The sequence below is a fragment of the Marinobacter persicus genome (assembly GCF_900114155.1).
Taxonomy (GTDB): Bacteria; Pseudomonadota; Gammaproteobacteria; order Pseudomonadales; family Oleiphilaceae; genus Marinobacter; species Marinobacter persicus.
In genome coordinates this window covers 135,883-158,414 of the sequence record NZ_FOSC01000009.1, presented here as the reverse complement: position 1 = coordinate 158,414, position 22,532 = coordinate 135,883, and the positions used below count along the sequence as shown (strand labels likewise).

The following is a 22,532-nucleotide window of genomic DNA, read 5'->3' as shown; positions in this document are numbered from 1 at the left end:
GGTCTCAGTCGTCGTTTTTCTGCTCAAGCCGACGCACGGATTCGATGATGACCGGGGTCGCCGGTACGTCGGCCATGCCCTGGACGCGGCGGGTTTGTACTTTTGCGATCCGGTCAATCACGCCCATGCCGTCGGTGACCTTGCCAAATACGGTATACCCGGGGCCACGGACGCCGGCATTGAGAAAGTCATTATCCGCAACATTGACGAAGAACTGGGAAGTGGCCGAATCCGGGTTCTGTGTACGGGCCATGGCAATGGTACCGCGCAGATTGGGCAGGGTCTCGGTCGCCTCGTTCTGGACCGGCTCCCTGGTGGGCTTGCGGGACATATCCTCTGTGAAGCCACCACCCTGAATCATGAAACCGGAGATGACCCGGTGAAAGATGGTGTCGTCATAAAAGCCGTCGTCTACATAAGACAGAAAATTGTCGACGGTTTGGGGTGCGACATCCGGGCGAAGCCGAAGTACAAAGGCACCTTCCGAGGTGACTACCCGGACTTGCGGTAATTCGTCGTTATTGGCGTGGGCAGGGCCGGCCAGCAGGAGGACAGCCAGAAACAGGGAAACCAGACATAAGAGAGGGCGCAGATGGTTCATGGGTATGATGCTCGCTTTTATACAAAACAGGGCAGGAATCTTAACAGACACCTGCCCTGAAAGGGGAATAGTGGAGCTGGGCTGCTGGTCTGGTCAGGCGCTGGCCAGCACCGTGCTGCTGGAGACGCCAGTCTGCTGCCCCTTGGCGCCATAAAGCTTCTGCTGGGACGACGCACCGCGGAAAATGTCGGTGATACGCGACAGCCGCTTTTGCAGGTGACCGAGGATCCGGCCGTTATTTTCGTTGACCGACTGACAAAAGCGCAATTTGCTGTCTGCAGTGGACCAGAGCTGGTAAAGCTCTTTTTCGCCGGAGGCCCGAATGAAGCGTGAAGGTGCGCCGGCGTCCGGCTTGTAGCCAATATTGACGAGCAGGCGGATTTTCTGTTTTGCGCGTTCACGAATGCCTTCAAGCAGGCTGTTTTTCTCCCGGGTAACATCTTCAAGAGCTCGCACGTCGGCGTCACCCAGCAGGTCTTTTTCCCGGGAGAGAAGGTCCGCAAGCACATCGAGCTCACGGACGTCTTCAGAAAGGAGATGCTTCAAATCATCGATAGCGGCCATAATCTACTCACCCAAAAATGCTTTCATCCATATCAAGCATTTTCTGGGCCAGTTTTTCCGCATCGACTTTGTAGCTGCCATCTTCCAGAGCGGCACGAATCTGGGAAATGCGGTCATCGTCCATTTCCGGATACTCTCCCAGTTTTTGCTCCAGCTGGTTCAGGTTTTTCGCCTGATTGCTGAGCTTTACGTTCTCGCCACGGGTGGCGGGGCTCTGGGCCTTGTTCTGCTCAGCAGACGCCGCCTGCGTGCTAGTCTGGTTTGAAGACTTGTCGGCCGTTGTTCTGGGGGTGTTGACCTGGCCCGGGCCAATTCCATTCAAGTCAACTGACATAAGGGTACCTGCTTGCCTGTGGCCACCATCGTAGGGTGGCAGTTTCTGGTATATGTCTGTGTATCGGCAATGGGTCGCCTGACTTTAGCAAAAAGCGGAAAAAAATTGCCGCCCGATGCAGCGGACATGGTTACATCGGAATTTCCACCCGGCCGGGTGCAACGACCGTGCCTTTAACGGTTCTCGCAGAACTCAGGTTCTCTACCAGAACCTGCTCGCCAACACTGGCATTGGCGAGGGCCTTGCCGCGGGAACGAATCGAAAATGTTTTGGATCTGGCGATGATAATAACATGATCGCCGCGCTCGACGGCATCGGGAGCCTCGAGCAGGTCCGGCGTGATCATGGTGCCAGCCGAAACGGGCCTGCGCATCATCATGCCGTTGACATCTTCCGGGTTGAACAACGCTCCCTTGTGACTGGCGTTCAGTTGCACCGACTGGGTCGTCACCAGTTGCTCGCTCAGCCGTTCACCCCTGGCCAGGGCGCGCGAGGCGACCAGTGCCGGGCCGTGCACCTCCAGCGACAGTGACACATACATGCGCCAGGGGCGCTTGCCGGAGCAGGATACCAGGACCGAAGGCCGGGTGGTTTCGAGAGGGCTGCCTGCAAATTCGGCATCCAGTGGTTTGTCGCAGTCAGCCAGAGACAACCGGCTGTCGATATGTCCGACTTCAAAGGCAATCTTGAGACCTTCCTTGGCTCGCTGGTCGGCCCATTCCTGGACAAATGCCCTGGTGGCCTGCTGGATCTGCTCAGCACTGGTCGCGGCAAGGCTCTGGTCACTGATAAGGCTAAATAGCATGGCTATAGCCAAAAAGAGGGTTCGCATCAGCACGAGATTGTCCTATTCTTTCACCAAAAGTGGGGTTTTATGAAAAATGGTTTAAGGTATCGGCAAAAGCTGCCGTTAAAACCTGTATGCTATTAAAGGTAAAAGCGCCAATTATTTGGCATTTCAGCCGACCAATAGCCGTTTTTCGAGACAAGCTGCAAATTCAATGCCGGACACGGCACGCCAGGAGTAGAATGACATGGCAGGGGTATTGGACAGTGTAAACCAGCGAACACAGATGGTCGGCCAGAACCGGCTGGAGTTGCTGATGTTCCGCCTGCGTGGCCGACAGATTTACGGCATAAACGTGTTCAAGGTACGTGAGGTTTTGCCGTGCCCCAAGCTCTCTTCCATTCCCAACAGCCGGCAGGTTGTCAGGGGGGTCTCTCATGTTCGCGGTGAGACCATCCCGATTATTGATCTGAGCATGGCTATCGGGTTATTGCCAATACCGCAGGAAAATCTGGCCACCAGCTTCGTCATCATCACTGAGTATAATCGTAAAACCCAGGGCTTTCTGGTATCCGGCGTTGAACGCATCATGAATATGAACTGGGAAGACATCGTTCCTCCGCCCAGTGGTGCCGGTAAGGATGTGTACCTGACAGCCGTCACCCGCATTGACGATAAACTGGTTGAAATCATCGACGTAGAAAAGGTTCTTGCAGAAGTTTCTCCCCTCGGCGAAGATGTTACCGAACACCTTGTTACCCGTGGCTCGGAAAGGGAGCAGGGTACCTTGCCAATTCTGGTGGTGGATGATTCCAGCGTCGCGCGCCGGCAGATTGAACGCTGCCTGACCGCCATAGGCCTGGAAGTGGTTGTCAGGAATGATGGCAAGCAGGCGCTGGACTATCTCAAGGAAATTACTGCCGATGGTTCCAAAGCCGAGGATCATCTTTCCATGGTGATTTCAGATGTGGAAATGCCGGAAATGGATGGTTACACACTGGTAACACGGATCCGCGAAAACCAGTCCCTGAGAGATGTTCACGTTATGTTGCATACGTCGTTGAGTGGCGTATTCAACCAAGCCATGGTGAAAAAAGTCGGCGCCAATGACTTTATGGCAAAATTCAGTGCCGATGAGCTCGCCGAGCGAGTCATGGAGATTCTCGACCAGGCATGATGCCTGGCTTTCTGATTCACTTCTCACAATAGAGATTCAATGAAAGCGGAAATAACGCCCCAGGAATACGACGCCTTCAAGACATTCCTGCAGGATGCCTGTGGCATTTTGCTGGGAGATAACAAGCAGTATCTGGTGAAAAGCCGGCTGCGCAGGATTCTTGAAGACAATAATCTGAATTCGCTGGGTGAGCTGCTTGACCGCTTGAAGCGACCGGGGCGGAGCAACCTCAAGGAAGTGGTGATTGACGCCATGACCACCAACGAGACCTTGTGGTTCCGCGACAACCACCCTTTCCGCATACTCCAGGACAAGCTGCTGCCGGAGTTTGCCGAACGCAAATCGGCTCAGCCCCTGCGAATCTGGTCTGCCGCCTGCTCTACCGGACAGGAGCCGTATTCCACGGCAATGGTCATTGAAGAGTTTCGTCGTGCGCGCCCCGGAAAATTACGGGATGTGAAAATTGTCGCCACGGATATTTCCAAGAGCGTTCTGGATGTGGCCCGTCGGGGCGAGTACGAGATGATCGCCATCGGCCGGGGCCTGTCTCCGGAGCGTCAGAAGCAGTTTTTCAATGCCTCCCCCAACGGCGGCTGGCAGATCAAACCCCAGATCAAATCGATGGTGGAGTTCCGCGAACTGAATCTGCTCGACCGTTTCACTCTGGGCAAGTTCGACATAGTCATGTGCCGTAACGTATTGATCTACTTCTCGGCGGAGCTGAAAAAAGACATTCTTACCCGCCTGCATGGCTCTCTTAACCCGGGTGGTTATCTGATTCTTGGCGCTTCTGAGTCCCTCAATGGTTTGTCGGACCTCTATGAAATGGTTCAGTGCCATCCGGGGATTATTTACCGGAAGAAGTAGGTGCGACCTGGCGGTGCATGTTGCCCGGAAGATCGAGAAAAGAGAACGGTAGAATCTAAATAAACTGATTTTTTAGAGCGTCAGGGAAGGGCATGATGGTGGTGTGTTCGGCTAGATGGCCGAAGGAGAGCACCATGAAGACCATCCACAAATTCCGTCTTGCCGCAGGCAAGGAACCGACAACACTGACGCTGCGTGAAGGCTTCCGGGTTGTACGTTGCGAATACCTGATGCCGCAAAAAGCCGTGTTTCTCTGGGTCCAGCAGCCGCTGAACGTGGAAGTGCCATTGGTCGACCGGTATTTCAGGGTGGCCATGTCGGGCGAACCGGTGCCGGACAGTTTTGAATACCTGGACACCGCCCTGGACCCGTTTGGCCCTGAAGCCTATCACGTGTTCGAAGTTCCCGAGGCACAAATGCATGAAACTCCGGAGGCCGACGAAACGTCGCACCTGGATTCGGGATTGCTTGAAAAAACGGGATGGCGAGCTGCCAGAGTGGTTTTCTGAGCACGCGTGTTCCGAACGGTGATGGATGACCACACAATAATCACGCTCTTGGGCCCCCTGGAAGGGGCCTTTTTTATACGGCAACCGGCAATATTGCTGGATTTTTGATCGTTACCGGAAAATTTTTAAAAAAATGCGGGTATAAAGCTGTTACACCGTTGCCAAACGGCAAGAAAATCAGTACAGTTTGCCACCTCAAATGAGCGGTGGCCTGCTGATTTGGAACAGTTTTAGGAGAGGTGGCCGAGTGGCTGAAGGCGCACGCCTGGAAAGTGTGTATACGTTAATAGCGTATCGAGGGTTCGAATCCCTCCCTCTCCGCCAACACAAAACCCCGGTACTGAAAAGTACCGGGGTTTTTTATTGACTGGCCGGTCGGGTGGTTTCAACACCACCCGCGCATCACAATCGCCTCCTCCAACCGTTTAAGCGCATTGATCCAGGCGCCCAGACGAACCGATTTCAGGCCGTAATGGTCCGCACACTGGACTGCCTCATGGTAGCTGCGCACCAGCCGTTTGCGGCGCTCGGCCTCGATGGTGTCCGAACTCCAGTATTCATCCGAGAAACCCTGGGTGCGTTCCATCTGGCACAGGTGAACGCTACCGGCATTGGCGAGTACGTCCGGTACAATGGTGACCCCGTGGTTCAGCAAATACTCGTCAGCTTCGAGAGTGGTCGGGGCATTGGCCGCTTCAACGAGGATCCGGGCCTTGATGGTTTCTGCGACTTCACGGGTAATCACACCCTGCACGGCGGCGGGTACCAGCACATCGCAGTCACAGGCAAACAGGGCTTCATTGGTGATCGAATCAGCCCCCGGGAAGCCCTCAAGGCTGCCGTGTTGCTCACGGTGGTTCAGCAGCTCCTGAATACTAAGACCTTCAGCGGCGTAAACCCCGCTGTTGGCCTCTCTTACCGCGATAACCTTGCAGCCGGCATTTTCGAACGATTGCGCTGCCACAGAACCCACTTGTCCGAATCCCTGAATGGCAATGCGAGCACCTTCCAGTTTGAAGTCAACTTGCTCAGCGGCTGCCTGAAACACATCAAATACTCCGGCCCCGGTAGCCTCGTAACCTCCAGGCATTCCACCCAGTATGACCGGCTTGTCGTTGACGGCCGCCGGCGCATGGTGCCCGTTGATCTGTTCATACTCGTCCAGCATCCAGGCCATGCATTGCATGTCGGTGCCAATGTCAGCGCCGGGCACATCGATGTTTGGGCCGGAAGGTCGCAAATGCCTTATGTAGGCGCGGCAAAGGCGCTCCAGTTCGTTCCGGGAAAGTTCGGCAGGATCGGCGGCGATGCCGCCCTTGCCGCCACCGGCGGGAATGCGCCCGGCGGCGTGCTTGATGGACATCACCAGTGCAAGCGCCTTGCACTCTTCGGCATCCAGATCGATGGAGATGCGGGTGCCGTCTCTGGTAGGGCCCAGTGCATCAGTGTGACAGGCCCTGTGTGCCTGAAAAATTCTGACGCTGCCATCGTCCATTTTCAGGGGGAACCGGAAACTGGTTACCCGGCCAGGGCCGGACAACAGCTCCAGAACGGTTGGACTAATGCCGCCAAGACTGGCGGCCTGTTCCATGAGTTGCGTGCTTTGCTTCAGGAAGTCGTACACGGTAGTCACTCTCCTGTCGCCGGGTGGGGGATACCTTCAGAGTGGGCGATATCCCCCTGATGTTCAAACGCTGAACCGGCTTACCTGGCTTTGCAGCTCCCTGGCCAGTGCCCGCAGTTGCTCGCCACTGCTGGCCACGGTATTGGCGGCCGTCACGGTGCTTTCCGACGCCTGGGTTATGCGCATCAGGTTGGCACTCATTTCCTCGGACACGTTGCCCTGTTCCTCGGCTGCCGAGGCCACCTGAATGCCCATGTCGCGAATGCGTGACATCTGCTCGACAATACGGCGCAACTCTTCCCCGGCATGGTGGGCTGAATCCACGCTGCCAGCCGCTTTTTCGCTGGACTGGTTCATCACTGCAACGGCACGCTGGGCGGCGGTCTGCAGGCGCTCGTTCATGTTGCGGATTTCTTCGGTGGAGCCTTGGGTACGCTGGGCGAGCTGGCGCACCTCATCGGCCACAACGGCAAAGCCACGGCCGGATTCACCGGCACGTGCGGCTTCAATGGCGGCGTTCAGGGCCAGCAGGTTGGTCTGTTCGGAAATGGCCTGGATTTCACTGAGTACCTTGCTGATCTGCTCGGTGTCACCCTCAAGGTCCTGAATCACTCGGGCCGCTTCCTGAACCTCGTTTGCCAGTTCCTGAATGTGGTTGACGGTGTCTTCTACGTCATGGTTGCCTTCATCTGCTTCCCGGTCGGCGGCCTCGATGGCCGAAGCGGTGTCGGTGGCGCTGCGCGCCACTTCCTGCACGCTGCTGGCCATTTCGTTCATTGCGGTGGACAGTTGTTCCGCCTCTGCAGCCTGTTGGTCCAGTGCCGAACTGGTTTCTTCCGCGCTTCGGGCGAGGTCTTCCGCACTGCCGGAAACCTGGGTGGCGGAGGCGGCTATCTGGTGCACCAGTTCATGGAAGACTTCCAGAGTCTCGTCAATCCGGTGGCCCACATGGCCCAGCTCGTCCTTGCTGTTCAAATTGGTGCGGACTTTCAGATCACCGTCTGCCGCTTTGGTCATTACGCGGGTAACAATGTCCAGTGGCGAGGTGATCGAACGGCCGATCAGTAGAGAGACGCCAATCAGAATGGCGAGAGCCACCAGTGTGGCAATGCCAATCCGGATAACGTCGCTCATGAACGCAGCGTTCAGATCGTCCATGTACACGCCTGTACCCACTACCCAGCCCCAGGGTTCAAAGCTTCTGACCACGGTCAGCTTTGGCTGTGGTTCGCTGCTGCCGGCTTTAGGCCACAGGTAGCTGAATTCATCGCGGGCCTGGTTGTTGTCCAGCAACGAAACCATGTTCTGGAACAGTGGCCGGCCATCTTCCGTACGGAAATCGTTCAGATCACGCCCGACTTGCTGGCTGTCACCTCCATGAACTGTCATGACCGCCCGTTCATTGAGGGCGAAGTAATAGTCGTTGTTACCGTAGGTCATGCTTTCCAGCATACGCCTGGCTTCGTTTCTGGCCTCCTGGCTGGTCAGCTCGCCATTCTCGACGTCTTCCTGCAGGGTTTGAAGCAGTCCGATGGAGGTATCGAGCAATGCATCGAGCTGAGCGGTCCTCTCGGTTTCCAGAGAGTGACGCATGTCCAGCAAAGCGGTAGCAGCGATGGCCACGAGCATGAAGGCCGTCAGCCCGACCAGCAGGCCGAGCTTGACCCGAACCTTGATGTTCTGGAAAAGCATAGTGAATACCTTTTTCTAGAAACGTTTTTGTAATTGGTTTGGTGTGCGTTATATCACATTAACGGCCAGCCCCACGTAAACTTGCGGGGTAGTTCCACTTACAGCCTGCTGATCTCGCTGGAAAACTGATACTAATCAAGAATGTTTTGGTGTGAACCTCTAATTTAGGTTGGGAATTATGTGTAACGGAATCACTTTATGTTCCAAGAACGGAGAAATCCCATGAAAAAGCACCAACTGGTCCTTTGTGTCGCACTCGGCAGCCTGATGAACACCACTGCGATGGCGCAGAAGGTGGATCTATCAGAAGTGAACGTAGACGCTTACGGCCACATTAATATGGCGATCATGCATGGCGATACCGGCAACGGTTCCGAGCAGTACATTGTCGATAACAAGTATGCTTCCAGCCGTGTGGGTACCCGTATTACCACGCATTTGAAAGATTGGGGCATGACTGTCGGCGCGCATGTGGAATTTGAGTATCAGCACAATGCATCGAATGTTGTGACTCCGGACAATCGCAATGAGAAAGGCTCCTGGGAAGAGCGACACATCAACCTGTTCGCCAAGGGGCGTTATGGCATGATTTCCGTTGGCCAGGGATCAGGTGCGGGTGATGGTGCAACGGAAATGGACCTTTCTGGCACTAAGGTGGCTTCATTCCCGGATTTAGCGCTGGTCGGTGGTGCGTTGCCGTTTGTTGAAAAAAGTGGGGACGGGGAAGTAAAAGTGATTCAAGCCGTTCGCAGCCAGGATTTTGAAGCTCGCTATGACCGCATTCGCTATGATGCGCCGGCGTTTGGTCCGGTGAAGGTGTCAGTCAGTCATGGGTATAAAGAGAACAGCTCTGATGACAATGCTGATACCTCTGAAATAGCGGCACGTTACAATACTTCGGTTGATGGAGTAGGGCGTATTTCTGCAGCGATAGGCTACTCCACCCAATATAACGAAACAGGTACTTTTAACTCACGGGATATTGTCGGTGGTTCTCTGTCATGGCTCCATGACAGCGGCTTTAACGCCACCGGCGTTTATTCTTATGCCGACTACGACAGTAATAACAAGAACGAAACCGCGTTCAACATGGTGAAGCTGGGTTACAAAACCGGTAAGCACTCGTTCACCGTGCATCGAGCCCAGGGCCAGGACTTCAATCCAATGCTCAAGGATCAGGGCAATGACGTGTATAAAGCCGTGGGGTCAGATGTAGAAATCCTCGGAGCAGCCTACGTCTACCAGCCAATCAAACGCCTCGACGTCTACGCCGCCTTCAACAACTTTGCCCTTGAAGCCGATATGGGTGACTACGACGACGTAAACGTTGCCATGGTAGGCAGCCGCCTGAAGTTCTGATCGCCTTGAGCAGGAGCTGAAAGAGCAGTCTGCCGGGCTTGGCATCAAGCCAGCCCGGCGGACTGCAGTACGAATACTCCCAGTGTTACCGTGATACTGGCCAGCAGTGTGGTTAACGCAATGATGTTCGCTGCCAGCTTGTCGTTGCCGCCCAGCGCCTTGACCATCACAAAACTCGCTGCCGCCGTCGGGCTGGCGAAGAAAAGGAACATCAGGCCCAGCTCCCGTCCTTCAAAGCCCGCGAGCCAGGCCGCGAAGGTACAACCAACCGGTAGCAGTACCATTTTCCAGAACGATGAGCCGAGCGCCGGCCCGCTGTCGCTGCGCAGGCTTTTCAGGGAAATGGTGGCGCCAATGCATAGCAGCGCCAGGGGCAGGGTGAGGGACGCAAAGTAATCGCCGCTGGTCATCATCCAGGCGGGCAGGTTAATGCCGGAACCGGCCACGGGTAGGGCAATGATCACTGCCAGAATCAAAGGGTTACGGGCAATATCTCGTGCGGTGGATGCAAAATTCATGGATTTTTCGGGATGGTAGGCCAACAGTACGACCACCGAGAGGGTGTTGTACACCACAATCACCAGCCCCAGCAGTAGACCACCGGCCGAAAGCCCGTAATCGCCATAGAGGTTGGCGGCAAGGGCCAGGCCGACAATGCCGCAGTTGCCCCGAAACGCACCCTGCACATACACGCCCCGGTCATGCCGGTTAATACGCCGGGTGGACCAGAGCCATACGAGGCCAAAGCTGATCAGGGTCGCCACCAGGTAGAAGCCCAGCAAAGCGGGATTAAAGGTGGTGTCCAGGTCCGCTCTGATGATGCTCAGGAAGACCAGCGTCGGCAGGGTGGCCTTGAAGACCAGGGCTGAGGCCGTGCTGACAAAGGCCTGGTCAATCCAGCCAACCCGACGCAATCCAATCCCCAGAAACACCATGACGAAAACCGGCAGGGTGGTTTCCAGTGTACGAAGGAAAGTGTCCAGCAGTGTAATCAAGTGGCCGTCCGGAACTCGTCAAACTCACCAGTCGGTGATTGTGTTTCAGTCACAACCTCGTTGACCACGGCCTGGGGAGACCCCTCATGGCACCAGCGTTTCAGTATTTCGAGCTGGCTTTCGTCACCTTCGGCAATAACCTCTACCCGGCCATCAGAGAGATTCCTGACAAATCCGGTCAGGCCCAGGGCCCGGGCTTTTTGTTCGGTGTAGGCGCGGAAAGACACGCCCTGAACCTGACCGCTGATCAGCAGGTGTTCGCGTTTTATGGCCATACTCACCTTTCGTTGTTGGCTGAATTCATGAAAGACCACGAAAAAGGCCTCCGCGGGGGGAGGCCTGTGAAACGTATTATAACCTGATTGGCTCAGTCAGTGTTTCCTTCGAAATTTCTCGGAACGCCAACGTTAAATGGCTTGAGGAACGGCTTGTCGCCAGTGTTTTCATGATCACCCAGCAATCCGCCGTCACCGGCACTGTCCTTGCCATACATGGAGTGCTGGTGGAAGTTGTTGAACATCTCGGCGGTTTCTTCCACATCGCCGGTGTAGCGCGGGTCCTGCGGGCGTTCCTGGTTGTCCATGTAGTAGGCGATATCCCAGGCTTCCTGATCAGACAGTGAGTTGGGCTGGCCCAGGGGCATGTTATTTTTGATGAAGCCGGCAGCGGTGAAGATCCGCACCATGCCCGCGCCCCAGTTGTTGGACATGTCGCCCCACAGCGCCGGGTAGACCGTCTGGTTATCCACACGCAAGCCCGAGCCGTCTTCCGAGTGGCACACCGCGCATTTCTGCTGGTACAGCTTTTCGCCATTGCTGTAGCTTAGTTGTTCAGGGCGATCAGGGGCGGGGAATCCTCGGCCATAAATGTCCTGTTTCGGGTACATTTCCACGCCACTGGCCAGCCACTGATGGTAGGCGGACAGGGCAAGCATGTCGTCGCTGCCATAAGCTGGCGGTTCACCGTTCATGGAGTAGGCGAAGCAGCCGGCAATCCGTTCTTCCAGGCTGTTTACATGGCCGTTTTTGCCCCGGAAATCCGGCAGGGTTACAGCGGCCGGCCAGATAGGAGCACTGAACGGCATGCGGCCTTCACCCAGGTGACAGCTGGAACAGTTCATGTTGTTGAACACATTCTCGCCACGTAGCTGTTGGGTGTTGGTAAACAGATCATAGCCCCGACGAATGGTCTGCTTGAGCTTCGGGTGAATGTCGGCTTCTTCCAGGTCTTCCATGGTTGGCGGAATATGCACCAGTTGGTCTTCTTCGGGAGCCGGAAAGCCCATTTCGGTCAGGGTGTCGATGTACTGCTGGATCTCCGCACCCGTTTTATAGCTGTTTGCTGCTGCGGTGGCCGAGAACAATACGGTTCCTGACAGTGCGGTGTATACAAGTGTGCGAATCATGTGGTGGAACTCCCTTTATTCTGCCACGGGGCTTTGGTTGGCCAGCCATACGGCAACCGCATGAATGTCCTCGTTGCTCATGCGTTTGGCAACGGCTCCCATCAGGTTTTGCGGGTCATTGGAGCGAGAGCCTTCCTGCCATGCCTTGAGTTGAGCCTTGATATAACCGGCATGCTGCCCGGCAATACCGGGGAATGTTGCGCCGGCTCCACGGCTGTCGGGGCCGTGACAGCTCTTACAGGAAACAACGTATTCTGACCAGTCGCCACGTTCGGCGATCTGTTCGCCACGCTTGAGTACCGCTTCGGAAGCGTTCTCACCGCCCTGACCAGGGGTTGCATCCATTTGCGCGTAGTAGGCGGAAACATCGGCAATCTGCTGGTCACTCAGCATGTTGGCAAATGGCATCATGGATGCGTTCTGCCGCTTGCCGCTTTTGAAGTCGTGAAGCTGTTTGGCAATGTACTCCGCATTTAAGCCTGCCAGCCGGGGCCAGGATTCACCACCTTCTACGTGCTTGCCGGAGCCATCAGCCTGATGGCAGGCCGTGCACATGGTGGCCGCCTGCTTGCCCTTTTCCGGATCTCCCTCCGGCGCCGCCTGCGCCAAGCCCGCCTGGGTGGCAAGTCCCAGCGCTGCCAACGTGATCGATAATTTTCTCACGGTCAGTTCCTCTCTCAGGTTTCGCGCCTCCTGGCGCTTGGGATTCTTGTTATAGACTGATGATTTGCGGCGATGGTCTCTTGATTAACATCAATTAATCAAGCTTCCTAATGTTAATCTCTGTATCAATGTGAGCTTGTGCCGAGTTTACAGCCAGCCGCTTTGCTGTATCGCCATATAAAGGATAGTCCCGGAGGCGATGGAAAGCAGTGCATTGCCCCGCCAGAGGTGAATGGCCACCACCAGCGCACCCGCCGATAGTGCATCGAATCCGGGAAGCGAGGCCTGCCAGTTGGCGGAGCTTTGCAGAAAGACCGTAGCCAGCAGCGCCATGACCGCGGCGGGCAGGTAGCGTCCGAGGTGTCGGATTAGCGGATGTTCGGTGTGCCGATGAAAGAAAACAAACGGCACTACCCGTGTTGCAAAGGTGGCAAGTGCAGATACCGCAATAAACGCCGCAATATAGTTGACGTCAGTCATGGCTGGCCTCCGTCTTGATCAGGGCGTTGCGGTGGTGCCGGTAGTGCAGCAGCAGGACCAGGGTGACGATGGCGATGCCGGCAATCAACTGATGAGCTGGCGGAACCAGCAGCATGGCTAAACCTGCTGCCAGCGCACCGCTCCAGATCGGAAACGAATCGCCCAGGGCCTTGAACTGCTCGATGGTCAGCACAATAAACAGCGCCACCAGCGCAAACTCGATGCCGGTGCTGTTGAAAGCCACCATTTCACCCAGCAGGCCTCCGAGCGCACAGCCCACCACCCAATACAACTGATTGAATGCGGTAATCCGGAAATCCAGCTGTTGTTCGTTCGCTTTGTTGCCAGTACGCGGGCGACTGGTGAGCAGGGAGTAGGTTTCATCGGTTAATCCGAAGATCAGGTACGCCTTGCGCCAGCCGGCGCCCTGGAATTGCCCCAGCAAAGACAAGCCGTAGAACAGATGGCGGGCGTTCAGTACGAACATGGCAACCGCCACTTCCAGCAACCCGGCATTGGCCGCCAGTAGGCTGACGGCCAGAATCTGGCCGGCACCGGCATAAATCACCAGGCCCATCAGTGGCGCGATCCACCAGGCGTAATCCAACTGGGTGGCAAACAAGACGCCAAAAGCGGTGCCCAGTGGCAGATAGCCGAACAGAATCGGCAATGTCAGTTTGAAAACGGTCTGGTTCATTAGCTTACAAACGTTGCGAAAAAGCGCTCGATGATAGGCCAAACGCCTTTGTTTTTGAAGCTCGGGAGGCAAACGCGGCAGGCCTGGCTTACTGCGTACATAAAAGTGTCATAAAACCAGCATACCCTCCACGCAAACGTCGGTTTATCGGAGTCTCTATGCTGGCCACTGTTCGCGCCCGAATCCTGTTCTTTGCCCTGCTGTCTCTGGCAGCGGTTGCCAGCCTGGCGATAATGGCCCAGGTGATCATTCTCAAAGCCGAGAACACCGCCGATGACCTGATTCGCCATAACCTGCAGGAATCCTGGATTCTCGTGGACCTGGAACAGGATCACCGCCGGTTGCAGGACCTGGCCTTCAAGATCAAGGCCCAGTTGCTGCTTTGGGACGAGATTAACGAAGAGTTCGGAGCGCTTGAACAATCCCTGGGCGATCACTGGCAGGCTATTCAGGATACACCGAGCCTCAGCGGGTGGGCAGAGGAACACAGCGAGGCCTTTGGCCGGGTCAACGCACTGATGGCCGACATGGCGGAGGGTATCGAGGAGAAAAGCTATTACCGGGTTGGCCAGGTTGTCGACTTCAAACTGTTCCCTGCGCTGGAGCCGATGCTGGCCGCGATCAGTGAGCGTCAGCAGACCAGTCGGGATGATGTCTCCGGCGGTGCCGACGATTTGCTGGTTTTTCTGGATGACCAGCAAGTCTTTCTGTTATCCGGCTCGGCTGCTTTTCTGGTTGTCGTGGTTGTCATGACCCTGTGGATGCGAAGTTCGGTGATTGTTCGCCTGCAAGGCATGGAGCGGGAATTGACCGCCATGGAACAGCAGTCGGACCTGACCCTGACACCGCGTCTTGCGGGGAAGGATGAGGTGGCCGGCGTGGCCGGTGCCCTGGAAAAGCTGGTGCAGCGATTCGAGAATTTTATTGGTGACGTGCGCGGCGCGGCCGCCGCTCTGGATGAGCGGTCGGGACGCCTGGATGATGGTGCGGAGGCCTTGCAGAAAGCATCGGAAGCCACCCGCCGCCAGATCAACGATGTCACCACGTCCATGGCGGCGATTTCCGAACAGGCGTCGCACATTGAGCAGGCCACCGAACAGTCCGCCGCCACGGTCAACCAGGCTGTGTCAGCCAACAGCGAAGTTCGCGAGGGTTTGCAGCAAAGTGAGGAAGGCGCCCATCACACCCTGGAGGTGATCGGCAGGGTGTCCTCGTCGATTCATGCACTCAACGAGTCCACCGGAAATATTGAGCAGGTGATCGGTGTGATCGCCGACATTGCCGAACAGACCAATCTGTTGGCCCTGAATGCCGCCATCGAAGCGGCCCGGGCCGGTGAACATGGGCGTGGTTTCGCCGTCGTGGCCGACGAGGTGCGCACGCTGTCGCGGCGCACGGCTGAGTCCACCCGCAATATCCGCCAATGGGTGCAGGATCTGGTCGCTGGCGTGGGCGACGTGGATCACTTGCTGAGCGAAATGAATGAAGCCGGTCAGCAGAACCGTGACAATCTGCTCACGCTGAAAGCTCACCTGGAACAACTGAATCGCCAGTTTGACGAACTTGAACAGCAAAGCGACAGCATCCGCGAATCCGTGACTCTCCAGCGGGACGAGATCGGTCGGGTAGGCCGCCGTGCCCAGGCACTGTCAGACAGCGCCGAGACCCTCACTGAAAATGTCCAGGGTACCCGGCTGGTCAGTGAAGCGCTGCGTCAGGAGTCGGTCTCCATGCGGGAACTGAGTGCAGCTTTCCGCACGCAAAATGGCTGATTCTTGCTCTGTGACACTTCTGATTAATTCCTGAAAACCGTAACATGGGGACTCAATCACTTGGAGGCTTCATGTCCAGCGATACCGAAATCCAGCCGGAAGGCGACCCCCGGGAAGACAAATTCGTGGTTGAAACCGACCTGCTCTCTGCGGACGTGCTCGAAGGGCTGGCGGAGGAGTATTGCACCCGGTATCACGGGCTGAACGACACGGAAAACCCCATGGCTGAGCGTGATCGGGTGTTGTCGGCACTCAGGCGTGGCGAGCTGGTGGTCTGGTTCGACCCCGTGGAAAATACAGCCAGTTTAGGCAACCCGCCAAACGTATAGTATCGGGCGACCCGTCAGGGCTGCTAAAAGATACTTTCGTTCTATGGATATTCGTGACCGTGAGGTGAAGGTTGATCAAGGTATTGGTGGTAGACGATCACGAGCTAGTGCGTGCCGGCATCACCCGGATGCTGGCCGATGACCCCGATATCGAGGTGATCGGACAGGCTGCTTCCGGCGAAGAGGCTGTCAGCTTTGTGCGGGCCAATCAACCTGATATCGTGTTGATGGATATTCGCATGCCGGGTATCGGTGGGCTGGAGGCTACCCGTCGTATTGTTCGCCACGACGACGCCATTCGCGTTATTGCCGTGACGGCCTTTGCCGATGATCCTTACCCCGCACGGGTCATGCAAAGTGGCGCGCAGGGTTACATCACCAAGGGTGCGCCCATGCAGGAAGTAACCCGGGCCATACGCAAGGCGCATTCGGGCCAACGTTACATCAGCCCGGAGATTGCCCAGAAGATGGCGCTCAAACAAATTGGTGGAGCGCCGGATGAGGACAGCGAACTGTCCCGCTTTGAACGGTTGTCGGAGCGGGAAATGCAGATCGCCATGATGGTGGTGGAATGCCAGAAGGTGCAGGACATTTCCGATAAACTGTGCCTTAGCCCCAAAACCGTGAATACCTACCGTTACCGAATTTTCGAGAAGCTGGAGATTTCCAGTGATGTGGAGCTGGCTTTGATGGCAGTAAGACTCGGGTTGCTCGATGCCGACCAGGTCTGACTCTTCCGAACAAGGCACCGGGGAGTTCGACAGCAAAAACTTCCTGAAACAACTGACTGAACGTCCCGGCGTGTACCGAATGTACGACGCCGGCGGTCATGTTCTGTATGTGGGCAAGGCCCGCAATCTGAAAAAGCGGGTCAGCAGCTATTTCCGCAAGAGTGGTCTGGCGCCAAAAACCGAAGCGCTGGTGGCGAAAATCGACTCTATCGAGGTCACCATCACCGGCAGCGAAACCGAAGCCCTGTTGCTGGAACAGAACCTGATCAAGTCATTGCGCCCGCCGTACAATATTCTGCTGCGTGATGACAAATCCTATCCCTACATTTATCTGTCTTCCCATGAAGATTATCCGTCGCTTACCTTTCGTCGCGGGCGCACGAAAAAGGGCGGAGGCACCTGGTTTGGCCCGTTCCCAAGTTCCGGTGCGGTCAAGGAAAGCCTTAATGTACTGCAGAAGGTTTTCGGCATAAGATCCTGTAGTGAAAGTTATTTTCGGAACCGGACCAGGCCATGTCTGCAATATCAGATTAACCGCTGTACCGCTCCCTGTGTGGGCTTTATCACTCCGGAGGAGTACCAGCAGGATATACGTCACGCCACCATGTTTCTTGAGGGCAAGAACCCGGCGATCATCCACGACTTGATGAACGCCATGGAAGCGGCCTCGAAAAATCTGGAATTTGAAAAGGCGGCGGCCTATCGGGACCAGATCAACCATCTGCGCCATGTGCAGGAGCAGCAATCGGTGGAAGGCGGGGATGGTGATGCCGATGTGGTTGCCATTGCCCAGGATGCCGGTATTGTCTGCATTGTCGTGATTATTGTCCGTGGTGGCCGGGTGCTGGGCACCAAGGATTATTTCCCCAAGTTTTCTCTGGAGCAGTCGGAGGCCGAGCTGCTGGCGGCGTTTCTGGGGCAGTATTATTTCGGCGGCAGTGCCCGGCGGGAGATTCCAAAAGACATCCTGGTGCCGGTGAAAGTGGACGAACAGGAGTTGCTGAGTCAGGCACTGTCGGAGGCGGCCGGCCGGGAAACCCGGGTTCGGGGGAACGTGCGCGGTGAGCGTCGGCGCTGGCTCGACCTGGCCATGACCAATGCCCGGCAAACCCTGTTGACGCACCTGGCCAGCAAGGAAACGGTGTACCGGCGGTTGCTGGCCCTGCGTGACTTGCTGGATCTGCCTGAAACACCCGCGCGCATGGAGTGTTTCGATATCAGCCACAGTCAGGGTGAAAACACCGTCGCTTCCTGCGTGGTTTTCGATGAAAATGGCCCGCTTAAAAGCGATTATCGCCTGTATAATATCGAGGGCGTAAAGGCCGGTGATGACTATGCGGCCATGCGCCAGGTTCTGACTCGCCGTTATCGCCGAATGGTCAACGGAGAAGGCAAAAAGCCTGACCTGGTGTTTATCGACGGTGGCAAGGGTCAGTTGAACATTGCCCGCGAAGTGTTTGATGAGCTGGGGATTTCTGATATTCCACTGATTGGTGTGGCGAAAGGGGTGACCCGCCGGGCGGGCATGGAGCAGTTGATCGATGCCATGACCGACAGAGTGTTCCGGGTGCCGGCCGATTCGCCCGCGTTGCACCTGATCCAGCACATTCGGGATGAGTCCCACCGCTTTGCCATCACCGGCCACCGGGCGCGCCGTGATAAAAAGCGCCGGCAGTCAACGCTGGAGGGAATTGAAGGTGTTGGTCCCAAACGGCGTCGGGAACTGATACGCTATTTCGGTGGCATCCAGGGAATACGCAAAGCCAGTGTTGATGAGATGACCAAAGTGCAGGGCATCAGCAAGGCTCTGGCCGAAACCATTTACGCCGCGTTGCATAACGACTGACCCGCAGCCTGAACTGTATTAATAGGAACGCCATGAACCTGCCAAATATTTTGACGTTGTCCCGTATTGTGATGATTCCGGTGTTCGTGGTGATCTTCTACCTGCCGGTACAATGGAGTTACATGGTCAGCGCAGCGATTTTTGCCCTGGCCGGCGTAACCGACTGGCTGGATGGCTATCTGGCCCGCAAGCTTAACCAGAGTACACCTTTTGGAGCCTTCCTGGACCCGGTCGCCGACAAACTGATGGTGGCGGTCGCCCTGGCCGTGCTGATTGAAGAGCACGCAGCCCTGTTATTGACCATTCCGGCCACGGTTATCATAGGTCGGGAAATCGTCATTTCCGCCTTGCGGGAATGGATGGCAGAGATTGGTAGCCGCGCCAGCGTCGCGGTGTCCTATATCGGCAAGATCAAAACCACCGCCCAGATTGCCGCCATTGTCGGGCTGCTGGCCTTTCCTCCCGGTGAAGTGCTGGCGTATGTGGCTCTGGCATTGCTGTACGTTGCCGCGGTGCTGACGCTCTGGTCGATGTTCCTGTATCTGCGGGCGGCCTGGGGCGACTTGTTTCCGGGCAAGGACGAGCAAAACGTTTAAGGCTGCAGGCAGGCAAAGGCCCAGGCTGCGGTGCGTCGGGACAGCTCGGTGCCGGCGTCGCTGAAGGCCACCATCAGGCTGTCCAGCCGGGCATCGCCTGCCGCTACATCAAGCGTCTTTTCAGTGCTGCACCGGGTTTCCCGGGTGCGGTTATTCATCACTTCAAGATGCATGTCAATGGTGACAGTGGTGTCGTCGCCGTTCCTTCGGGCATGAAACCCATTCAGTTCTGACAGCAGCGTGTATTCAGCCTCAGCCGGGCTGGTGGCTGAGAGTACGCGATCAAATCCACGGCTCTGGCGCAGCGCCTTGATAAGCCGGTCATGGATAATCGCCGGCATGCTGTCTCGCCAGCGGGTGTCGGGTAACGCCTGGTATTCCCAGTTTTCCGGTTGAATCAGGACCAGGTTCGTGTCAAACGGTGCCGACGCCAGGGGCGTGTCCACCCGCAGCGATACAGAGCGGGCATGGTCATAAACCGGGACCGGCGCGTTATCGTCCAGGCCGACAATGCGAGGCGGTTCGGATTCCGGCAGGATGCTGCAGCCGGACAAAGCCAGCACGGCGCAGAAGGTAACGGCTGGTTTGAAAACGGAATTCATTCCCGGTACTCCTTCATGGTGTCTTCACCGAGCAATGTGCCCACCGTGTCCTGCTCCAGGCGGCGGGTAAACGAATTGAGATTGCGCAGGGTGTTTCTCAGCTCGCGCAGTGACGGTCCCAGTTCGCCCACACCCTGCAAGCCGGCATCCAGTGCCTGCTGGTTGTTGGCGGTCAGGTTATCAATGCGTTCCAGTGTCGGCTCCAGGGCGTTCACTGAACGATCCAGGCTGGCAATGACCGGCTCCAGATCACTTAATACATTACGTGCATGATCAGCGGCTCCGGAGACCCGGCCGGCGGCATCTTCAGTGCGGGCGCCCGCGGCACGGAACTGCTTGAGCATGGCGGCCAGCTCGTCCCGGCTGTCCAGCAGGGCATTGCTGGCCTGGCGGGTGTTATCGAGAATGGCGGCAATGTTGTCCAGGTTCTGTTCGGACAACAGGTTGTTGGCGTTCTCCAGCAACTGGTCTGCTTTGGTCAGAAGGGTTTCACTGTTGGACAGCAGGTTGCTGAGCGTGGATGGTTGCGCCTGGATCAGCGGTGGATTGCCACGGTTGCCCTCCAGTACTGGGCTGTCAGGCGTGCCGCCGGTAAACTGAACGCTCATGCTGCCGGTAATGTTGGCCATCACCAGCCCGGCCTTGGTGTTTTCGCGAATGGGGATCTTTTTGTCCACCCGCACCAGCACACGAACATGGGCGGGATTCTCGGGAGCCAGTGTCAATTCTTCAACCGTGCCGATGTTAATGCCGCTGTACAGAACCGGATTGCCTTCGGCCAGTCCGCCGACCGGATGGTCAAAGCCTATTCGGTACCAGGCCCATTCCGTGTCAGCCGAGGACTTGCCAAGCCATAAGGCAAACAACAGCGCAGCCACCACCGCCGTGAGGGTAAAAAAACCGATAACAATGTGATGTGCTTTCGGCTCCATTAACGGTTCTCCTTGTTATGGCGCTGATGTGCCCGGCGTGCAGCCCGGCCACGGGGGCCGTGGAAATAGTCCTGAACCCATGGATCATCGGTGTCTGCCACTTTATCGAGGGAATCGGCCACCAGAACCCGCTTCTGTGACAGTACCGCCACCCGGTCGCAAGCAGCGTAGAGTGTGTCCAGGTCGTGGGTCACCAGAAACACCGTCAGGCCCAGTGCGTTTCTGAGCGTGACAATCAGTTGATCAAACGCCGCCGCACCGATGGGGTCCAGGCCGGCTGTGGGTTCGTCCAGAAACAGGATCTCCGGGTCCAGTGCCAGAGCCCTGGCCAAAGCCGCTCGCTTGACCATACCGCCAGACAGTTGCGCAGGGTATTTACTGGCTGTTTCGGGAGGCAACCCGGCCAGAGCGAGTTTCATGCAGGCCAGTTCCTCTGCTTCGGGGCGTTCTAGGCCGGCGTGTTCGATCAGTGGCAGGGCAATATTCTGCGCCAGATTCAGCGAGGTAAACAAGGCGCCTCCCTGAAACAGCACGCCAAAGCGCTGCTCCAGGCGAGAGCGTTGGACACCGGATAAACGCCGGGGGTCCTGGCCGAACATCGTAATCGTTCCCCCGGTTGGCCTGTGCAGGCCAACGATGCTCCGCAACAGAACGGATTTTCCCGTGCCGGAGCCACCAACCACCCCCAGGATTTCACCCCGCCTGAGATCAAGATCAAGGTGGTCGTGCACCACCAGATCACCGAAACGGTTCTCAAGGGAGCGAACTTTTATAACGACATCGTTTGCCGGGCCAAAGTTTTGTGTTTCAGTCATGATTACCACCCCATTTCCATGAAAAACAAGGCGGCAATCGCGTCCAGCAGAATCACCATGAAGATGGACTGGACGACGCTTGAGGTGGTGTGCTCACCCACCGATTGGGCGCTGCCGGCGACTTTAAAGCCTTCCAGGCAACCGATGATGGCGATCAGGAAAGCATACACGGGGGCTTTGCCAAGACCCACGAGGAAATGTTGCAGGGCGATATCCCGCTGCAGAATCGAGAGAAACTGGGTGAAAGGAATATCCAGAGCGAGAGCAGAAACCAGTGCCCCACCAAACATGCCGGACATCATGCCGATAAACGTCAGGATGGGAAGGCTGACCATCATCGCCAGGACCCGTGGTACCACCAGCAGTTCTATAGGGCTCAGCCCGAGCGTGCGAATGGCATCCAGTTCCTCGTTGACTTTCATGGCGCCAATCTGGGCCGTGAAAGCGCTGGCCGTGCGCCCGGCGAGCAGAATGGCGGCGAGCAATACCCCGAATTCCCTCAGGAATGAAAAAGCAACGAGGTTGACGGTATAAATGGTCGCGCCGAAATCTTCCAGCACCGTTGCCCCCAGAAATGCCACCACGGCCCCCACCAGGAAGGTCAGCAGGGCCACAATCGGTAAGGCATTCAGGCCGGTATCATGCACGGCAGCGACAAATGCGGTCATACGCCAGCGCCTGGGGCGCGGCAAAACGGTGACCAGTGTCGCGAGGGTCTGGCCCATAAAGCCGGCCAGCAGCAAATGTTCCCGGGTGATATGGCTCATGCGCTCGCCAATATCGGCCAGGAATTCGGCGATGGGGTTGCCGGCCGACGCTCTGGCCGGTGGGGCTGCGAGTGATCGGGCAACTGTTCTGAGCAATTCGCCTTGTGCCGGTGGCAACTGGTTTACTGCACCCGAGCTGAGCAGGATGTCTGGTCCCAGCAGCGATACCAGAACCGAGGCGCCTGCCGTGTCCAGTTGACCGAGCGCGGTGAAATCGGTTTCGGCTGGCAGGACTGTCCGGTCAAGCCGGTTTGCCTGTTTTTTCAGGTGAGTATAGTGGTCAAGGATCCAGTCACCACGGAAGACCAGGGCCTCGTCTTGGATCTCGACGGTGCCGGGGTGAAGGTTGGGTGCCGCGATAGGCTCCGGGCCTGCTGGGTTGCTCACA

At 56.7% G+C, this 22,532-nt stretch carries 25 protein-coding genes and 1 tRNA gene; 10 read left to right on the top strand and 16 right to left on the bottom strand.

The window, feature by feature from the left end; all coding sequences use genetic code 11:
- Positions 1-4: 4 nt before the first annotated feature.
- The 4 genes from BMZ63_RS11390 to flgA all read right to left on the bottom strand — a co-directional run bounded on the left by BMZ63_RS11390 (position 5) and on the right by flgA (position 2,304).
- Positions 5-601, bottom strand: a complete 597-nt coding sequence (locus tag BMZ63_RS11390) for a peptidylprolyl isomerase (RefSeq protein ID WP_091705605.1) — start codon at positions 599-601, stop codon at positions 5-7.
- 93 nt (positions 602-694) lie between these two features.
- Positions 695-1,165, bottom strand: a complete 471-nt coding sequence (locus BMZ63_RS11385) for a flagella synthesis protein FlgN (RefSeq protein ID WP_091705603.1) — start codon at positions 1,163-1,165, stop codon at positions 695-697.
- Between the two features lie 7 nt (positions 1,166-1,172).
- Positions 1,173-1,499: a flagellar biosynthesis anti-sigma factor FlgM gene (gene flgM / locus BMZ63_RS11380; protein ID WP_091705601.1), complete on the bottom strand. Its 327-nt coding sequence runs from the start codon at positions 1,497-1,499 to the stop codon at positions 1,173-1,175.
- A 130-nt stretch (positions 1,500-1,629) separates the two neighbouring features.
- On the bottom strand, positions 1,630-2,304 hold the full coding sequence (gene flgA, locus BMZ63_RS11375; RefSeq protein WP_244888397.1) for a flagellar basal body P-ring formation chaperone FlgA: 675 nt from the start codon (positions 2,302-2,304) through the stop codon (positions 1,630-1,632).
- Positions 2,305-2,533: 229 nt separating this feature from the next.
- Here flgA and BMZ63_RS11370 point away from each other — a divergent pair, with 229 nt between their 5' ends.
- The 4 genes from BMZ63_RS11370 to BMZ63_RS11355 all read left to right on the top strand — a co-directional run bounded on the left by BMZ63_RS11370 (position 2,534) and on the right by BMZ63_RS11355 (position 5,163).
- Entirely contained in the window at positions 2,534-3,463 is a 930-nt protein-coding gene (locus tag BMZ63_RS11370; protein ID WP_091705599.1) for a chemotaxis protein CheV, read from the top strand.
- 39 nt (positions 3,464-3,502) lie between these two features.
- Positions 3,503-4,330 (top strand): CheR family methyltransferase, encoded by an 828-nt coding sequence (locus BMZ63_RS11365; protein WP_091705597.1) that lies wholly within the window; start codon positions 3,503-3,505, stop codon positions 4,328-4,330.
- Positions 4,331-4,464: 134 nt separating this feature from the next.
- Positions 4,465-4,839 carry a DUF7352 domain-containing protein gene (locus tag BMZ63_RS11360; RefSeq protein WP_091705594.1) on the top strand — a complete coding sequence of 125 codons (375 nt, stop codon included), beginning with the start codon at positions 4,465-4,467 and terminating at the stop codon, positions 4,837-4,839.
- Positions 4,840-5,072: 233 nt separating this feature from the next.
- Positions 5,073-5,163: transfer RNA gene (locus BMZ63_RS11355), tRNA-Ser, on the top strand.
- Between the two features lie 61 nt (positions 5,164-5,224).
- Here BMZ63_RS11355 and BMZ63_RS11350 read toward each other — a convergent pair.
- Positions 5,225-6,463 (bottom strand): Glu/Leu/Phe/Val family dehydrogenase, encoded by a 1,239-nt coding sequence (locus BMZ63_RS11350; RefSeq protein ID WP_227663562.1) that lies wholly within the window; start codon positions 6,461-6,463, stop codon positions 5,225-5,227.
- A gap of 63 nt (positions 6,464-6,526) precedes the next feature.
- Positions 6,527-8,155 (bottom strand): methyl-accepting chemotaxis protein, encoded by a 1,629-nt coding sequence (locus BMZ63_RS11345; protein ID WP_091705592.1) that lies wholly within the window; start codon positions 8,153-8,155, stop codon positions 6,527-6,529.
- A 222-nt stretch (positions 8,156-8,377) separates the two neighbouring features.
- On the opposite strand from BMZ63_RS11345, the gene BMZ63_RS11340 reads away from it, so the two are divergent.
- Positions 8,378-9,514, top strand: coding sequence for a porin (locus BMZ63_RS11340; protein ID WP_177187071.1), 1,137 nt, complete (start codon positions 8,378-8,380; stop codon positions 9,512-9,514).
- Between the two features lie 44 nt (positions 9,515-9,558).
- On the opposite strand, the gene BMZ63_RS11335 is transcribed toward BMZ63_RS11340, so the two are convergent.
- From BMZ63_RS11335 to BMZ63_RS11310, 6 genes are all read right to left on the bottom strand, one after another.
- Positions 9,559-10,506 carry an AEC family transporter gene (locus tag BMZ63_RS11335; protein ID WP_091705658.1) on the bottom strand — a complete coding sequence of 316 codons (948 nt, stop codon included), beginning with the start codon at positions 10,504-10,506 and terminating at the stop codon, positions 9,559-9,561.
- The gene (locus tag BMZ63_RS11330; protein WP_091705589.1) at positions 10,506-10,784 is read right to left on the bottom strand and encodes an acylphosphatase; all 279 of its coding nucleotides are present in this window, start codon (positions 10,782-10,784) and stop codon (positions 10,506-10,508) included. The genes BMZ63_RS11335 and BMZ63_RS11330 overlap by 1 nt, the downstream gene beginning before the upstream one ends.
- Positions 10,785-10,876: 92 nt before the next feature.
- Positions 10,877-11,914, bottom strand: a complete 1,038-nt coding sequence (locus tag BMZ63_RS11325) for a c-type cytochrome (protein ID WP_091705588.1) — start codon at positions 11,912-11,914, stop codon at positions 10,877-10,879.
- Between the two features lie 15 nt (positions 11,915-11,929).
- Entirely contained in the window at positions 11,930-12,577 is a 648-nt protein-coding gene (locus tag BMZ63_RS11320) for a c-type cytochrome (RefSeq protein WP_091705586.1), read from the bottom strand.
- 147 nt (positions 12,578-12,724) lie between these two features.
- Complete coding sequence (locus BMZ63_RS11315; RefSeq protein WP_091705585.1) at positions 12,725-13,057, bottom strand: branched-chain amino acid transporter permease; 333 nt, start codon at positions 13,055-13,057, stop codon at positions 12,725-12,727.
- The gene (locus tag BMZ63_RS11310) at positions 13,050-13,754 is read right to left on the bottom strand and encodes an AzlC family ABC transporter permease (RefSeq protein ID WP_091705583.1); all 705 of its coding nucleotides are present in this window, start codon (positions 13,752-13,754) and stop codon (positions 13,050-13,052) included. The genes BMZ63_RS11315 and BMZ63_RS11310 overlap by 8 nt, the downstream gene beginning before the upstream one ends.
- Before the next feature lie 158 nt (positions 13,755-13,912).
- On the opposite strand from BMZ63_RS11310, the gene BMZ63_RS11305 reads away from it, so the two are divergent.
- From BMZ63_RS11305 to pgsA, 5 genes are all read left to right on the top strand, one after another.
- The gene (locus BMZ63_RS11305; RefSeq protein ID WP_091705582.1) at positions 13,913-15,526 is read left to right on the top strand and encodes a methyl-accepting chemotaxis protein; all 1,614 of its coding nucleotides are present in this window, start codon (positions 13,913-13,915) and stop codon (positions 15,524-15,526) included.
- A gap of 71 nt (positions 15,527-15,597) precedes the next feature.
- Complete coding sequence (locus tag BMZ63_RS11300) at positions 15,598-15,855, top strand: YheU family protein (protein ID WP_091705580.1); 258 nt, start codon at positions 15,598-15,600, stop codon at positions 15,853-15,855.
- 71 nt (positions 15,856-15,926) lie between these two features.
- A complete protein-coding gene (uvrY, locus tag BMZ63_RS11295; protein ID WP_091705578.1) occupies positions 15,927-16,586 on the top strand; it encodes a UvrY/SirA/GacA family response regulator transcription factor in 660 nt (219 codons plus the stop codon).
- The gene (gene uvrC / locus BMZ63_RS11290) at positions 16,570-18,432 is read left to right on the top strand and encodes an excinuclease ABC subunit UvrC (RefSeq protein WP_091705576.1); all 1,863 of its coding nucleotides are present in this window, start codon (positions 16,570-16,572) and stop codon (positions 18,430-18,432) included. Before uvrY ends, uvrC begins: the two co-directional genes overlap by 17 nt.
- Positions 18,433-18,464: 32 nt before the next feature.
- Positions 18,465-19,028: a CDP-diacylglycerol--glycerol-3-phosphate 3-phosphatidyltransferase gene (pgsA, locus tag BMZ63_RS11285; RefSeq protein ID WP_091705574.1), complete on the top strand. Its 564-nt coding sequence runs from the start codon at positions 18,465-18,467 to the stop codon at positions 19,026-19,028.
- Here the strand turns inward: pgsA and BMZ63_RS11280 are convergent.
- The 4 genes from BMZ63_RS11280 to BMZ63_RS11265 are packed head-to-tail and all read right to left on the bottom strand — an operon-like array spanning position 19,025 to position 22,468.
- A complete protein-coding gene (locus tag BMZ63_RS11280; protein ID WP_091705572.1) occupies positions 19,025-19,630 on the bottom strand; it encodes an ABC-type transport auxiliary lipoprotein family protein in 606 nt (201 codons plus the stop codon). The genes pgsA and BMZ63_RS11280 overlap by 4 nt on opposite strands.
- Positions 19,627-20,562, bottom strand: a complete 936-nt coding sequence (locus BMZ63_RS11275; protein ID WP_091705570.1) for an MlaD family protein — start codon at positions 20,560-20,562, stop codon at positions 19,627-19,629. Before BMZ63_RS11275 ends, BMZ63_RS11280 begins: the two co-directional genes overlap by 4 nt.
- Positions 20,562-21,377 carry an ABC transporter ATP-binding protein gene (locus tag BMZ63_RS11270; RefSeq protein WP_091705569.1) on the bottom strand — a complete coding sequence of 272 codons (816 nt, stop codon included), beginning with the start codon at positions 21,375-21,377 and terminating at the stop codon, positions 20,562-20,564. Before BMZ63_RS11270 ends, BMZ63_RS11275 begins: the two co-directional genes overlap by 1 nt.
- A gap of 2 nt (positions 21,378-21,379) precedes the next feature.
- Complete coding sequence (locus BMZ63_RS11265; protein WP_227663568.1) at positions 21,380-22,468, bottom strand: MlaE family ABC transporter permease; 1,089 nt, start codon at positions 22,466-22,468, stop codon at positions 21,380-21,382.
- Positions 22,469-22,532 lie beyond the last annotated feature (64 nt).

Excerpts from the sequence above, each read along its gene's own strand:
- BMZ63_RS11390 (WP_091705605.1), bottom strand. The coding sequence starts at position 601 with ATGAACCATCTGCGCCCTCTCTTATGTCTGGTTTCCCTGTTTCTGGCT.
- BMZ63_RS11385 (WP_091705603.1), bottom strand. The coding sequence starts at position 1,165 with ATGGCCGCTATCGATGATTTGAAGCATCTCCTTTCTGAAGACGTCCGT.
- flgM (WP_091705601.1), bottom strand. The coding sequence starts at position 1,499 with ATGTCAGTTGACTTGAATGGAATTGGCCCGGGCCAGGTCAACACCCCC.
- flgA (WP_244888397.1), bottom strand. The coding sequence starts at position 2,304 with ATGCTATTTAGCCTTATCAGTGACCAGAGCCTTGCCGCGACCAGTGCT.
- BMZ63_RS11370 (WP_091705599.1), top strand. The coding sequence starts at position 2,534 with ATGGCAGGGGTATTGGACAGTGTAAACCAGCGAACACAGATGGTCGGC.
- BMZ63_RS11365 (WP_091705597.1), top strand. The coding sequence starts at position 3,503 with ATGAAAGCGGAAATAACGCCCCAGGAATACGACGCCTTCAAGACATTC.
- BMZ63_RS11360 (WP_091705594.1), top strand. The coding sequence starts at position 4,465 with ATGAAGACCATCCACAAATTCCGTCTTGCCGCAGGCAAGGAACCGACA.
- BMZ63_RS11345 (WP_091705592.1), bottom strand. The coding sequence starts at position 8,155 with ATGCTTTTCCAGAACATCAAGGTTCGGGTCAAGCTCGGCCTGCTGGTC.
- BMZ63_RS11340 (WP_177187071.1), top strand. The coding sequence starts at position 8,378 with ATGAAAAAGCACCAACTGGTCCTTTGTGTCGCACTCGGCAGCCTGATG.
- BMZ63_RS11330 (WP_091705589.1), bottom strand. The coding sequence starts at position 10,784 with ATGGCCATAAAACGCGAACACCTGCTGATCAGCGGTCAGGTTCAGGGC.
- BMZ63_RS11325 (WP_091705588.1), bottom strand. The coding sequence starts at position 11,914 with ATGATTCGCACACTTGTATACACCGCACTGTCAGGAACCGTATTGTTC.
- BMZ63_RS11315 (WP_091705585.1), bottom strand. The coding sequence starts at position 13,057 with ATGACTGACGTCAACTATATTGCGGCGTTTATTGCGGTATCTGCACTT.
- BMZ63_RS11310 (WP_091705583.1), bottom strand. The coding sequence starts at position 13,754 with ATGAACCAGACCGTTTTCAAACTGACATTGCCGATTCTGTTCGGCTAT.
- BMZ63_RS11305 (WP_091705582.1), top strand. The coding sequence starts at position 13,913 with ATGCTGGCCACTGTTCGCGCCCGAATCCTGTTCTTTGCCCTGCTGTCT.
- BMZ63_RS11300 (WP_091705580.1), top strand. The coding sequence starts at position 15,598 with ATGTCCAGCGATACCGAAATCCAGCCGGAAGGCGACCCCCGGGAAGAC.
- uvrC (WP_091705576.1), top strand. The coding sequence starts at position 16,570 with ATGCCGACCAGGTCTGACTCTTCCGAACAAGGCACCGGGGAGTTCGAC.
- pgsA (WP_091705574.1), top strand. The coding sequence starts at position 18,465 with ATGAACCTGCCAAATATTTTGACGTTGTCCCGTATTGTGATGATTCCG.
- BMZ63_RS11280 (WP_091705572.1), bottom strand. The coding sequence starts at position 19,630 with ATGAATTCCGTTTTCAAACCAGCCGTTACCTTCTGCGCCGTGCTGGCT.
- BMZ63_RS11275 (WP_091705570.1), bottom strand. The coding sequence starts at position 20,562 with ATGGAGCCGAAAGCACATCACATTGTTATCGGTTTTTTTACCCTCACG.
- BMZ63_RS11270 (WP_091705569.1), bottom strand. The coding sequence starts at position 21,377 with ATGACTGAAACACAAAACTTTGGCCCGGCAAACGATGTCGTTATAAAA.